The 12536-nt window shown below is 66.3% G+C and carries 16 protein-coding genes; 6 read left to right on the forward strand and 10 right to left on the reverse strand.

Annotated features, from left to right (window positions below; genetic code table 11):
* Nucleotides 1-123 precede the first annotated feature (123 nt).
* The gene (locus AB0I52_RS02445; RefSeq protein WP_363068135.1) at nucleotides 124-1818 is read left to right on the forward strand and encodes a serine/threonine protein kinase; all 1695 of its coding nucleotides are present in this window, start codon (nucleotides 124-126) and stop codon (nucleotides 1816-1818) included.
* 131 nt (nucleotides 1819-1949) lie between these two features.
* On the opposite strand, the gene AB0I52_RS02450 is transcribed toward AB0I52_RS02445, so the two are convergent.
* Nucleotides 1950-2165 carry a hypothetical protein gene (locus tag AB0I52_RS02450; RefSeq protein ID WP_363068305.1) on the reverse strand — a complete coding sequence of 72 codons (216 nt, stop codon included), beginning with the start codon at nucleotides 2163-2165 and terminating at the stop codon, nucleotides 1950-1952.
* Between AB0I52_RS02450 and AB0I52_RS02455 the strand changes: the two genes are divergently transcribed.
* From AB0I52_RS02455 to trxA, 5 genes are all read left to right on the forward strand, one after another.
* Nucleotides 2092-2268: a hypothetical protein gene (locus AB0I52_RS02455; RefSeq protein ID WP_363068319.1), complete on the forward strand. Its 177-nt coding sequence runs from the start codon at nucleotides 2092-2094 to the stop codon at nucleotides 2266-2268. The genes AB0I52_RS02450 and AB0I52_RS02455 overlap by 74 nt on opposite strands.
* A gap of 105 nt (nucleotides 2269-2373) precedes the next feature.
* Nucleotides 2374-3108, forward strand: coding sequence for an RNA polymerase sigma factor SigM (gene sigM, locus AB0I52_RS02460; protein WP_363068137.1), 735 nt, complete (start codon nucleotides 2374-2376; stop codon nucleotides 3106-3108).
* Nucleotides 3105-4043 (forward strand): hypothetical protein, encoded by a 939-nt coding sequence (locus AB0I52_RS02465; protein WP_363068139.1) that lies wholly within the window; start codon nucleotides 3105-3107, stop codon nucleotides 4041-4043. The genes sigM and AB0I52_RS02465 overlap by 4 nt, the downstream gene beginning before the upstream one ends.
* Nucleotides 4044-4176: 133 nt before the next feature.
* The gene (gene trxB, locus AB0I52_RS02470) at nucleotides 4177-5139 is read left to right on the forward strand and encodes a thioredoxin-disulfide reductase (RefSeq protein WP_363068141.1); all 963 of its coding nucleotides are present in this window, start codon (nucleotides 4177-4179) and stop codon (nucleotides 5137-5139) included.
* A 43-nt stretch (nucleotides 5140-5182) separates the two neighbouring features.
* Complete coding sequence (gene trxA / locus AB0I52_RS02475) at nucleotides 5183-5515, forward strand: thioredoxin (protein ID WP_123460444.1); 333 nt, start codon at nucleotides 5183-5185, stop codon at nucleotides 5513-5515.
* 85 nt (nucleotides 5516-5600) lie between these two features.
* On the opposite strand, the gene AB0I52_RS02480 is transcribed toward trxA, so the two are convergent.
* The 9 genes from AB0I52_RS02480 to rpmH all read right to left on the reverse strand — a co-directional run bounded on the left by AB0I52_RS02480 (nucleotide 5601) and on the right by rpmH (nucleotide 12369).
* A complete protein-coding gene (locus tag AB0I52_RS02480; RefSeq protein ID WP_363068143.1) occupies nucleotides 5601-6218 on the reverse strand; it encodes a GNAT family N-acetyltransferase in 618 nt (205 codons plus the stop codon).
* Between the two features lie 200 nt (nucleotides 6219-6418).
* Nucleotides 6419-7501 (reverse strand): ParB/RepB/Spo0J family partition protein, encoded by a 1083-nt coding sequence (locus tag AB0I52_RS02485; protein WP_363068145.1) that lies wholly within the window; start codon nucleotides 7499-7501, stop codon nucleotides 6419-6421.
* The gene (locus AB0I52_RS02490) at nucleotides 7498-8574 is read right to left on the reverse strand and encodes a ParA family protein (RefSeq protein WP_363023126.1); all 1077 of its coding nucleotides are present in this window, start codon (nucleotides 8572-8574) and stop codon (nucleotides 7498-7500) included. The genes AB0I52_RS02485 and AB0I52_RS02490 overlap by 4 nt, the downstream gene beginning before the upstream one ends.
* A gap of 292 nt (nucleotides 8575-8866) precedes the next feature.
* Entirely contained in the window at nucleotides 8867-9583 is a 717-nt protein-coding gene (rsmG, locus tag AB0I52_RS02495) for a 16S rRNA (guanine(527)-N(7))-methyltransferase RsmG (protein ID WP_363068147.1), read from the reverse strand.
* Nucleotides 9584-9692: 109 nt separating this feature from the next.
* Nucleotides 9693-10202 carry a R3H domain-containing nucleic acid-binding protein gene (locus AB0I52_RS02500; protein WP_145764517.1) on the reverse strand — a complete coding sequence of 170 codons (510 nt, stop codon included), beginning with the start codon at nucleotides 10200-10202 and terminating at the stop codon, nucleotides 9693-9695.
* Nucleotides 10203-10216: 14 nt separating this feature from the next.
* Entirely contained in the window at nucleotides 10217-11479 is a 1263-nt protein-coding gene (gene yidC, locus AB0I52_RS02505) for a membrane protein insertase YidC (protein ID WP_363068149.1), read from the reverse strand.
* Between the two features lie 3 nt (nucleotides 11480-11482).
* Entirely contained in the window at nucleotides 11483-11842 is a 360-nt protein-coding gene (gene yidD / locus AB0I52_RS02510) for a membrane protein insertion efficiency factor YidD (protein WP_073733242.1), read from the reverse strand.
* Entirely contained in the window at nucleotides 11839-12210 is a 372-nt protein-coding gene (rnpA, locus tag AB0I52_RS02515; RefSeq protein WP_123460437.1) for a ribonuclease P protein component, read from the reverse strand. The genes yidD and rnpA overlap by 4 nt, the downstream gene beginning before the upstream one ends.
* Nucleotides 12211-12231: 21 nt before the next feature.
* Complete coding sequence (rpmH, locus tag AB0I52_RS02520) at nucleotides 12232-12369, reverse strand: 50S ribosomal protein L34 (RefSeq protein ID WP_362953290.1); 138 nt, start codon at nucleotides 12367-12369, stop codon at nucleotides 12232-12234.
* Nucleotides 12370-12536: the final 167 nt, after the last annotated feature.

A 12536-nucleotide genomic window follows, 5' to 3' on the forward strand; every position in this document is an offset into this window, starting at 1 on the left:
ACCGGCCCGCACAACCATCGCCGGTCCCCGCGTGTCGTGCATGGTGCCGGAGTATGGGCACAATTGACGTGACTGTGCAGAGCTGGCTGGCATCGCGCAACGGATGGGGAGGCAGGAACGACGGTGGCGGAACGTAGCACGGCTGCCGTTGACGTGGCCGACAACAGCGGTGACGAGCCGCTGTCCGCCAAGGCGGACGAGGCCACGACCGACGGCACGGCAGAAGCCCAGGATTCAACGGACGCAGGCCCCCAGGAAGCGGTGGAGGAGCCGACAGGCTCCGATGGCGCCGCGTCGACCCCCGACCTGCACAGCGGTCACAAACTGGCCGGGCGCTACCGGCTGGAGGAGTGCGTCACCCGTCTGGACGGGTTCAGCAGTTGGCGCGCTGTCGACGAGAAACTGCGCCGCGCGGTGGGCGTCCATCTCCTTCCCGCCGACCACCCGCGGGCCCGCTCCGTGCTGGCCGCGGCCCGTTCCTCCGCACTGCTCGGCGACCCCCGCTTCGTGCAGGTCCTCGACGCCGTGGAGGAGAACGACCTCGTCTACGTCGTCCACGAGTGGCTTCCGGACGCCACCGAGCTCACCGCCCTGCTGGGCGCGGGCCCGATGGACGCGCATGACGCGTACCAGCTCGTCAGCCAGATCTCCCAGGCCATGGCCGCCGCACACCGCGAGGGGCTGGCCCATCTGAGGCTCACTCCCGGAGCGGTGCTGCGCAGCTCTTCCGGTCAGTACCGGATCCGCGGCCTCGCGGTGAACGCCGCGCTGCGGGGCATCACCTCCGAAAGCCCCCAGCGCGCCGACACCGAAGCCATCGGCGCCCTGCTCTACGCCGCGCTCACCCAGCGCTGGCCGTACGAGAGCGACGCCTACGGCCTCACCGGGCTCCCCAAGGGTGTCGGCCTGATCGCACCCGACCAGGTGCGCGCCGGGGTCCACCGCGGTCTCTCCGAGATCGCCATGCGGGCGCTCGCCAACGACGGAGCCACGGCCTCCCGCCAGGAGCAACCGTGCACCACCCCGGACGAGCTCGCGAGGGCCGTCGCGGCGATGCCACGCATCCGCCCGCCCGAGCCCACGTTCACCGCACCGCCCGAGTACCAGCGGACCACGTACCAGCAGGGCACCTACGGCCGCCCGGCCGGGCCCGGCATCGCGCCCACCCAGTCCGCGCACGCCATACCGCCCGCCCCGCTCCAGAGCCGCACGGGCAAGGCGCTCAAGTGGGCCGTATCCGCGCTGCTCATCGCCGCACTGGGCCTCGGCAGCTGGCAGCTCGCCGAGACCCTTCTGGGCCGGGACAAGGGCTCTGACGACCCGGGCACGACGCAGACCAACCCGGAGAACGGCGACCACAAGCCGGTCGTGGAGAGCAAGGCGGTCTCCATCGTCGGCGCTCGGGACTACGACCCCCTCGGCGACGGGTCCGAGAAGCCCCAGACCATAGATCATGTCTACGACGGGGACCCGACAACCTACTGGAACACCGACGGCTACTTCAGCGCCAACTTCGGCAATCTGAAGGAGGGCGTCGGGGTCGTGCTCGACTTGGGCAAGGTGCAGCAGGTCGGCGCGGTGGACGTGACCTTCTTGGGCGGCGCCACATCGGTCGAGTTGCGGGCCGCCGCCACTCCCGAGGTTCCGAGTCTGCCCACCGGCTTCAACGAGGTTGCCCGGGGTTCTGGAACGAAGGTCGCACTCAAGCCTGGCAAACCTGTTCAGGCACGGTACCTTCTGGTCTGGCTCACCAAGCTGCCACCCAGCAGCGAGGGTAATTTCCGGGGCAAGATCGCAGACATCAAGGTCACCAGCTGAGAGCGCAATTCGGCATCTCAAGCAGAGAGACCCACCACGGCACAGAAAAGCAGGGGCTCCAGAGCTGTTCTCTGGAGCCCCTGCTTGGCCCTACGAAGGTACGGAGAGTTCTCGATAATTCATCAGACAGGTCAGTACGAAGGCGTTCTGGAGTGCAGACTCACGTTGTCGTACTGGGACCAGCCTTCCGCGTGTGACGAAAGTGGATCCTTGTCATAGACCATCGCCGTGTAACACGTGTAGCTACCAAGGGACGAGCGGAGGGAGAGATTGGTGCAGCTGTATGCCTTACCATCTGAATTCCGCACGATCAGCACCTTGCCCCACGCATTTTCGGAAAGCGTGATACGCGCCCAGGCTGCATGGCATTTCACACTGCACCGCAGCTCAATGGCTCCCAACGTCCAACTGGACGTGCCTATATACGACTTCTTCATCATCAACACATGACAACCGAGCGGCAATCTCAACGCCCACCCGAAGCCAAATTTCACCATACACATCCACGCAATCCTCATCATTTACTTTTTGACATGGATCGGTTTCAATACGGAGATGGCGACAGCTGAGGAGGGGAACCGCAAACACTGCGGAAGCGACGGCCATGCGCCAAGCGACTCAGACCTCCTCGCTCGCCATGTAGCCGGCGAACCCGATGCCTTCGGCGAGCTCGTCAGGCGTCATCGCGACCGGCTGTGGGCCGTGGCCCTGCGAACGCTGGGAGACCGCGAGGAGGCGGCCGACGCCGTGCAGGACGCCCTGGTCTCCGCCTTCCGCGCCGCCCATACCTTCCGGGGCCAGTCCGCCGTCACCACCTGGCTGCACCGCATCACCGTCAACGCCTGTCTCGACCGGGTCCGCAAGGCGTCCTCGCGGAAGACTTCGCCCGTCAACGACCCGGAGCGGCTCGACCAGCTCCTGGAGCCGCACGAGTCCGCCGAGGCGCCGGCCGTACGGCAGGACCTGCACCGCGAACTGTTCGCGGCCCTCGCCACCCTCCCCGCCGAGCAGCGCGCGGCACTCGTCCTCGTCGATATGCAGGGGTACCCGGTGGCAGAGGCCGGTCGCATCCTCGACGTGCCGGTCGGCACCGTGAAGAGCCGCTGCGCCCGGGGACGCGCCCGGCTGGCCCCCTTGCTCACACACCTCCGCACCGGGAACGGGGACAGCGACGACCGGAGCGCGGAAAGGAACCGGACGGCGAGAACATCCGTCCCACCGGCAGCGGGGCCAAGAGACGCGGGAACGAGCGATCCAGCTGGAGTGAAGGGCGGAGGTGGGCGCACATGACATCGACGACTGACACGACCCAGCACCCGGACGTCTCGGAGATCTCCGACCTCGCCGAAGGCGTGCTCTCACCGTCGCGCACTGCGGATGTCCGCCGGCACGTGGACGGCTGCGAGCTCTGCTCCGACGTCCAGGCTTCACTGGAGGAGATTCGCGATCTGCTGGGCTCCATGCCTGCTCCACAGCCCATGCCCGTCGATATAGCGGACCGCATCGACGCCGCGCTGGCTGACGAAGCCCGTGCCGCTTCCGCCGCATCCGACGCGGAGGCAGATGTTTCACGTGAAACAGAGCACGCCGCGACGGTGCAGGACCTCGCGGACCGCCCCGCCGGACATTCACGTGCCGCCACCGGTCCCGGCCGCCGGTCGGTGCGACGGCGCCGCCGCCGCACGGCGGTACTCGGCACCGCGCTGGGGGCCGCCGCGGTCGGCGTGAGCGTCTTCCTGCTGCAGAACATCTCCTCGTCCCAGAACTCCACCGACCTCAGTGCCGCAGACCGCGGGGCCGACGCCTCGAAGGCAAGCTCGCAAACCTTCTCGCAGTCCACGCTCGAAGAGCGTGTCCACACTCTCCTGAGCTCCCGCACGGACCCGTCGAGCCCAAAGGAGTCGGCCGGCGCGAACGAGGCCCCGTCCGTCGATACGAAGTCCTCACCGAAGACCGCGCCGCCCGGCTCCGCATCACCGCAGACGCCGCTTCGTGCCCCCGTCGTGACCGTCCCTTCCTGTATCGAGCAGGGCATAGGGCGGGACGCCACCGCCCTTGCCATCGAGAAGGGCACCTACGAAGGCGCGGACGCCTTCCTCGTTGTCCTTCCTCACCCCACCGATACGACCCGCGTCGAGGCCTACGTCATCGATGCGGCATGCGTCGGTGCGGACCCTGCGGCCAAGGGGAAGCTCCTGCTGACGCACGCCTACGTCCGCCCCTGAGCATCGTGCCGGAGGCCGCTCCGGCACGTCGGGAATGCATCCCCCGTAGGATCCGTTGGGTGGGGTGAGAGTCGTTGAACCGACCCCAGTAGGCGTGGACAGTAGGCAGTCTGCAGAGACGAGGAAGAAACCCGTGAGCGACGTGCGTAATGTGATCATCATCGGCTCCGGCCCCGCGGGCTACACAGCCGCCCTCTACACCGCGCGCGCCTCTCTGAAGCCGCTGGTCTTCGAGGGTGCCGTCACCGCCGGTGGCGCGCTGATGAACACAACCGACGTGGAGAACTTCCCCGGTTTCCAGGACGGAATCATGGGCCCGGAGCTCATGGACAACATGCGCGCCCAGTCCGAGCGGTTCGGTGCCGAGCTCGTCCCGGACGATGTGGTCTCCGTCGACCTCACCGGTGACATCAAGACCGTCACCGACACGGCGGGCACGGTGCACCGCGCCAAGGCCGTCATCGTCACCACCGGCTCGCAGCACCGCAAGCTCGGCCTGCCCAACGAGGACGCCCTCTCCGGACGCGGCGTCTCCTGGTGCGCGACCTGTGACGGGTTCTTCTTCAAGGACCAGGACATTGCCGTGGTCGGCGGCGGTGACACCGCGATGGAGGAGGCGACGTTCCTCTCCCGCTTCGCCAAGTCGGTCACCATCGTCCACCGCCGCGATTCGCTGCGTGCCTCCAAGGCCATGCAGGACCGCGCCTTCGCGGACCCGAAGATCAAGTTCGCCTGGGACAGCGAGGTCGCCGGGGTCCACGGCGAGCAGAAGCTCTCCAGTCTGACCCTGCGCAACACCAAGACCGGTGAGACCTACGAGCTCCCCGTGACCGGACTGTTCATCGCAGTCGGCCACGACCCGCGCACCGAGCTCTTCAAGGGACAGCTCGACCTGGACGACGAGGGCTACCTCAAGGTCGAAGCGCCCTCGACGCGCACCAACGTCACTGGTGTCTTCGGCGCCGGCGACGTCGTCGACCACACCTACCGGCAGGCCATCACCGCTGCCGGCACCGGCTGCTCGGCCGCACTCGACGCCGAGCGCTTCCTTGCCGCGCTCGCCGACGAAGAGAAGGCCGCCGCAGCAACCGTCTGATCCAAGCCTCACCCCACACCCCCGCGAAGTTAAGGAGGCCGCCGTGGCCGGCGCGCTGAAGAACGTGACTGACGACTCGTTCGACGAGGTCGTCCTGAAGAGTGACAAGCCCGTACTGGTGGACTTCTGGGCCGCCTGGTGCGGTCCGTGCCGCCAGATCGCCCCCTCTCTGGAGGCCATCGCGGCTGAGCACGGCGACCGGATCGAGATCGTCAAGCTCAACATCGACGAGAACCCGGCCACCGCTGCCAAGTACGGCGTCATGTCCATCCCGACGCTGAACGTCTACCAGGGCGGCGAGGTCGCCAAGACCATCGTGGGCGCCAAGCCGAAGGCCGCGATCCTCCGCGACCTGGATGCCTTCATCACCGAGTAAGGCAGAACCGCCGTTCGATGTTTCACGTGAAACGGGCCCACCTCTTGAGGGGTGGGCCCGTTTCACGTTTCACGGCACCAACAGATCACAGCGGTCGCAGCACTGGATCCTTCTGGACTGCACCCAGCAGCCGGTCCAGGGCCAGCTCGACATCTTCCTTCCACGAAAGCGTCGTACGCAGCTCCAGCCTCAGCCGCGGGTGAGACGCATGTGTTCGTACCGTCTTGAAGCCCACTGCCAGCAGATGATCTGCGGGCAGCACACAGGCCGGCTCCTTCCAGCGGGCGTCCCCGAACGCCTCGATGGCCTTGAATCCGCGACTGAGCAGATCCTTGGCGACGGTCTGCACCATGACCCGGCCGAGACCCTGCCCCTGATATCCCGGAAGGATCAAGGCAGTCATCAGCTGGACAGCATCGGGGGAGACGGGGCTGGTCGGAAACGACGCAGCCCGGGGAACGTAGGCCGGCGGTGCATAGAGAACGAAGCCGACCGGAACATCATCCACATAGACAACGCGGCCGCAGGATCCCCACTCCAGCAGGACACCGGAGATCCAGGCCTCCTTCTCCGCCCTGGGCCTGCCGGCCTTGACCGCAGCTGCCCCACGCACCGGATCAAGTTCCCAGAACACACATGAGCGGCAGCGTTCGGGAAGATCGGCAAGATTGTCCAGCGTGAGCGGTGCGAGCCGACGCCCCATGAAGGCTGTTCCTCACTTCCCTCGACCGCCGCATCGCGTGCGACGGGCGGTGCACTCCGTTCGCGGAGGTGGATCAACTGGATGTGGCCTACCAGAACGCATCGTATCCACCACGGGATCAAGCTGACACCGAGAGAAAGCAAAGGGCGGGCTGTGTTCCGTCCTTCCGGAACACAGCCCGCCCAGCGTCACTCACGACGTCAGCTCCCGTCATCCTCTGCCGGCTCATCCGACGGGCTGCGGTCCAGCACACGGCCCTCACCGGGCGCGAGACTGCCGAGAATGCGGTCCAGATCCTCCATCGAGGCGAACTCGACGACGATCTTTCCCTTCTTCTGTCCGAGATCGACCTTCACTCGGGTCTCGAAGCGGTCCGAGAGCCTGGAAGCCAGATCGGACAGTGCCGGCGACAGCCGACCGCCCGCCCGGGGCCCCTTGGCCTTGGAGGCGCTCGTGGGCCTGGAGCCCATGAGCGTCACGATCTCCTCGACCGCACGCACCGAAAGCCCTTCGGCCACGATGCGATGCGCCAGCTTGTCCTGCTCCTCGGAGTCGTCCACCGACAGCAGCGCACGCGCATGTCCTGCCGAGAGCACCCCGGCCGCGACCCTTCGCTGCACCGGAGGCGACAGCCTCAGCAGACGCAAGGTGTTGGACACCTGCGGCCGGGACCGCCCGATGCGGTCGGCCAGCTGGTCATGCGTGCACTTGAATTCCTTGAGCAGCTGGTCGTACGCCGCCGCCTCTTCCAACGGGTTGAGCTGAGCCCGGTGAAGGTTCTCCAGGAGCGCGTCGAGGAGCAGCTTTTCGTCGTCCGTCGCCCGGACGATGGACGGGATCCGCTCAAGGCCGGCCTCACGGCAGGCCCTCCAGCGCCGCTCGCCCATGATGAGTTCAAAGCGCTCGGGTCCGGTCTGCCGTACGACGACAGGCTGGAGAAGACCCACTTCCTTGATGGAGGTGACCAACTCGGCAAGCGCGTCCTCGTCGAATACCTCTCGGGGCTGACGAGGGTTCGGCGTGATGGAGTCGAGAAGGATCTCCGCGAAGTAAGCACCCGCCACCTCGCTCGGCCCGCCCGGCTCCGAAACAGGCGCACTCGGCTCCGGCACCACACCGAGCGTGGTCACCTTGGCAGCAGCCACTCCGCGCTCGGCCGTCATGACCGGAACCGTCCCGGAAGAAGACGCACCAGCGCCCACGGACGGCACCTGCTTCTCCTGCGGAGCGGCGGGGATCAGGGCACCGAGCCCTCGCCCCAACCCTCTACGACGCTCACTCACTGGATCCCCTCCGAAGTGTTCTGCTGGCTGTTCCGACTGCCCGTGTGGGCTTGCTGCGCCTCGTACTGCAACCCAACCCCGCGCAGAGCGATCTCACGTGCCGCCTCAAGATACGACAGGGAACCGCTGGAGCCGGGGTCATAGGTGAGTACGGTCTGCCCGTAGCTCGGCGCCTCGGAGATCCGCACAGAGCGCGGAATGCTGGTGCGCAGCACCTCTTTGCCGAAGTGAGTGCGCACCTCCTCCGCGACCTGAGACGCGAGCCTGGTCCGGCCGTCGTACATGGTGAGCAGGATCGTCGACACATGGAGGTCGGGGTTGAGGTGCCCCCGTACCAGGTCGACGTTACGCAGTAGCTGCCCAAGCCCTTCCAGCGCGTAGTACTCGCACTGAATCGGGATCAGCACCTCGGCGCCGGCCACCAGGGCGTTGACCGTGAGGAGACCGAGTGAGGGCGGGCAGTCGATGAGGATGTAATCCAGCGGCTGCTCGTAGGCCTGGATGGCCCGCTGGAGTCGACTCTCCCGCGCCACCAGCGACACCAGCTCAATCTCCGCACCGGCGAGATCGATGGTCGCTGGGGCGCAGAAGAGACCTTCGACGTCCGGGACGGGCTGAACCACGTCGGAGAGCGGCTTGCTCTCCACCAGAACGTCGTAGATCGAGGGGACCTCGGCATGGTGGTCGATCCCCAGCGCCGTAGAGGCGTTCCCCTGCGGGTCCAGGTCGACCACCAGAACACGGGCACCGTGAAGGGCAAGTGACGCGGCAAGGTTGACCGTCGAGGTGGTCTTACCCACCCCGCCCTTCTGATTGGCCACCACCATGACGCGTGTCTGGTCAGGTCGCGGCAGCCCCTCGCCGGCGCGGCCGAGGGCCTCTACCGCCAGCTGGGCCGCGCGACCGATGGGTGTGTCGTCCATCGGTGGCGGTGTTTCACGTGAAACACCGTCCACCGCCGATTCGGATCGGGGACCGGGGACCGGATCGGTCATCGGTCCCGCGATGTTGGCGTCGGACCGCAAGGATTCACTCTCCTCGACTTCAGGCTCGCAATGAGCAGAGCCTGCCATGCTTTCGGGGTCGCGAACCAGCGAGGCCCGCTCTTCTGTGGATGAATCCACTTCTGTGGACAACTCCGTAGCCCTAACGGGCCTGCGATGGCGAGGCGCGGCAGCCGCACGACCGCGGCTGATAATTCCATGCAGCAGAGAGCGACGTTTCACGTGAAACACGATGCCCCTGCAGCGTAGCTACAGGGGCACGACACTCCGCGCGGGGTACGTACGGCTCCCCACGCGAAGCATCGTCGATACACGCACCAAACGGTGTGTAACGGTCATGCGCGCAGCGTGATCGGCCGATTCAGCGGCGACGGCGGGTCCGGCTGACCCGCGCGGCCTTGGCCCGCTTTGCGGCGAACCTCACACCACCCGGGCTCTCGCCCACCACCACACGCACCACGGTGGACATCGGATCGACAATGCCCTCGCCCACATGCAGCACCTCGGTCTCCAGCACACCGAGCTTGCTCAGCGCCGCCCGCGCGCCGTTGATCTCACCCTCGGCGGTATCGCCCTTGAGGGCCAGCATCTCGCCGTACGGACGGAGCAGTGGCACTCCCCAGCCCGCCAGACGGTCCAGCGGGGCCACCGCCCGAGCCGTCACCACATGGACCGGCTGAAGCGTCCCCAGGACCTCCTCGGCCCTACCACGGACGACCGTCACATGGTCCAGCCCCAGAAGCTCGACGACCTCCTGGAGGAAATTCGTCCGCCGCAGCAACGGCTCAAGCAGGGTGATCTTCAGATCCGGCCGCACGAGGGCCAGCGGAATCCCCGGAAGCCCGGCACCCGAGCCCACATCGCAGACCGTGACGCCGTCGGGTACGACCTCGGAGAGCACCGCACAGTTCAGCAGGTGCCTCTCCCACAACCGCGGCACCTCGCGCGGACCGATCAGCCCTCGTTTGACCCCCGCATCGGCCAGCAGTTCCGCGTATCGGACGGCCTCAGGAAAGCACTCACCGAATACCTCCCGGGCCTCTTCGGGCGCCTGGGGAAGCTCTACTTCCTCCGTCACGGGAACCGTCCTTCCATACCGCACTAACCGCACCATGGGTGGCTGACTATCAAGCTGACAAAGATCGGCCCCGCCTGCGAACAGACGGGGCCGACAGGAAAAAGGCCGGTCAGGCCGGAAGGACGACGACGAAGCGCTGCGGCTCCTCGCCCTCCGATTCGCTGCGCAGACCTGCGGCCGCGACCGCATCGTGCACAACCTTGCGCTCGAACGGCGTCATCGGATCCAGCTTCACCGGCTCACCGGAGTTTTTGACCTCGTCCGCGGCCTTGGCGCCCAGCTCGGCAAGCTCCGTGCGCTTCTGCGCCCGGAAACCCGCGATGTCGAGCATCAGACGGCTTCGGTCACCGGTCTCCCGGTGCACGGCCAGCCGCGTCAGCTCCTGGAGCGCCTCCAGCACCTCACCGTCGCGGCCCACGAGCTTCTGCAGTTCACGTGCCGACTCGCTGATGATCGAGACCGCGGCCCGGTCAGCCTCGACGTCCATGTCGATGTCGCCGTCGAGATCGGCGATGTCGAGCAGGCCCTCAAGGTAGTCCGCTGCGATCTCCCCTTCCTGCTCAAGGCGGGTCAAGGTATCGCTTCCCTCAGCGGCCGTGGAGATGGTGCCTTCCGTCACGGATGGACTCCTTCTTACTTCTTGGACGGGTGCTTGGGCCGCTGCGGACCCTTGCGCTGTCCGGACTTGGCTTGGCGTGAGGCGCCGGACGCGGGCTTGCCCGCCGGCTTGGGCTTGTCGTCCTGCGGCGCTTTCTTCTGCAGGGAGGTCGTGGGCTCCGACTCACTGGAGTCGGTGTCCTTGGCCCCGCCCTGCTGACCCGCACCGGTATGACGCTTCGCCTTGGTCTGGCGCTTGGGCTGCTGACGCCGCTGCGCGGCTCCGCCCTCGGCGTCGGCCACAGCGGTGTCGCTCTTCTCCACCGTGCCGTCCTCCTGGGCGGCGAGGCCGAGCTTGGCCAGTCCCGTGATGAACTTCCGCTCGATGTCATTGCGGTCCGGGCCCTTGGACACGATCCGCTTGACCGTATTGCGCTTGGTCCTGCCGCGCACCTCACCGTGGGTGGTGACGCTCTTCAGCAGACGTCCCAGGTACTGGTCCTGCGCCTTGCTGCCCGGCGTCGGGTTCTGGTTGATCACGTACATCTGCTGACCCATGGTCCAGACGTTGGTGGTCAGCCAGTAGACGAGGACACCGACGGGGAAGTTGATACCCATGACGGCGAAGATCAGCGGGAAGATGTACATCAGCATCTTCTGCTGCTGCATGTACGGCGTCTTGACCGTCAGGTCCACGTTCTTCGTCATCAGCTGGCGCTGCGTGAAGAACTGCGAGGCCGACATCATCACGATCATGACCGCGGTGACGACCCGGACATCCACCAGCGAGGCGCCGAGCGCCTCGACCTTGTCCGCGCTGTCCATGAACTTGGCGGCCAGCGGAGCACCGAAGATATGTGCCTGACGCGCGCTGTCCAGCAGCGACTGGTCGATGACACCGATCTTCTTGTTCGACGCGATGGCCGAGAGCACGTGGTACAGAGCGAAGAAGAACGGCGACTGCGCCAGGATGGGAAGGCACGAGGACAACGGGTTGGTACCCGTCTCCTTGTACAGCTTCATCATCTCTTCGGACTGACGCTGCTTGTCGCTCTTGTAGCGCTCCTGGATCGCCTTCATCTTCGGCTGGAGCACCTGCATGTTCCGCGTCGACTTGATCTGCTTGACGAACAGCGGAACGAGACAGATACGGATCAGCACCACGAGGGACACGATGGACAGACCCCAGGCCCATCCCGTGTCGGGGCCGAAGATCGCCCCGTACAACTTGTGGAACTGGACGATGACCCAGGAAACAGGCCATGTGATGAAGCTGAACAGACTGGCAATCGTGTCCACTAATCAGGCTCCTTGAGCTTTGGGCGAAGTCTCTGCGGCCGAGCTCGGAAGATCGGTGGCCGATCCCCCGGGAGGCACATCAGCGGCGGAGTCCCCGCCCTTACCGCCGCGGAAAAGATCTCGCAGCAGTTCGTGCCAACGCGGACGTTTGCGTGGTGGTACGTAATCCACGCCGCCGGGTGACCACGGATTGCATCGCAGGATGCGCCAGGCTGTCAGCGCCGTTCCCTTGATCGCTCCGTGCCGGTCGATCGCCGTATATCCATAGTGGGAACACGACGGGTAGTAACGGCAGACAGGCCCGAGGAGTGGGCTGATAGTCCACTGGTACAGCTTGATGAGAGCCAGCAGCGGGTACTTCATCGCGCGCCCCCTCCCAGTAGCCGCTGAAGGGCGGCGTCCAGGTCTCGGGCCAGCTGTTCATGGTCGGCGTCACCCGCACCGGGCAACGCGCGTACGACAACCAGGCTACCGGGGGGCAGCAGGGCCAGTCGTTCTCGGACCAGATGGCGAAGCCTTCGCTTCACCGCTGTGCGGACGACCGCGCCACCCACTGCTTTGCTGACAACGAAACCCGCACGCGGCGGGGGAGCAGTCTCCCCAGTCACGTGCGGGTCCGTTTCACCGCTGCGTAGATGGACGACGAGTAGCGGGCGGCCGGCCCGGCGTCCTCGTCGTACTGCGGTCGCGAAGTCCTCGCGCCGCCTCAGCCGATTCTCGGTAGGCAGCACGTCATGACGACCAGTACGCGATCAGGCGGACAGGTTGGCGCGACCCTTGCCACGGCGGGTCGCCAGAATTGCGCGGCCGGCACGGGTCCGCATACGCAGCCGGAAGCCGTGGGTCTTCGCGCGACGACGGTTGTTCGGCTGGAAGGTGCGCTTGCTCACTCGGGGGCTCCAGAAATGATTCGTGTGTTGGCGGGACATCGCCTGGCTGTCACCGTGCGCCCACGAGAGACTCGCGTAAACGCCCTAGTGCACCGCTTCACAATCACAGATCGTGATCTTTGCCCATCGGAGGCAGGCGGCAGCAGCCATCGACAACTCGACCTGGT

It is taken from the genome of Streptomyces sp. NPDC050423, assembly GCF_040655445.1.
GTDB lineage: Bacteria > Actinomycetota > Actinomycetes > Streptomycetales > Streptomycetaceae > Streptomyces.

Coding starts and splice junctions, on each gene's coding strand:
- AB0I52_RS02490 (WP_363023126.1), bottom strand. CDS start 8,574: ATGGCAGGCTCTGCTCATTGCGAGCCTGAAGTCGAGGAGAGTGAATCC.
- sigM (WP_363068137.1), top strand. CDS start 2,374: ATGGCGACAGCTGAGGAGGGGAACCGCAAACACTGCGGAAGCGACGGC.
- yidD (WP_073733242.1), bottom strand. CDS start 11,842: ATGAAGTACCCGCTGCTGGCTCTCATCAAGCTGTACCAGTGGACTATC.
- AB0I52_RS02465 (WP_363068139.1), top strand. CDS start 3,105: ATGACATCGACGACTGACACGACCCAGCACCCGGACGTCTCGGAGATC.
- AB0I52_RS02480 (WP_363068143.1), bottom strand. CDS start 6,218: ATGGGGCGTCGGCTCGCACCGCTCACGCTGGACAATCTTGCCGATCTT.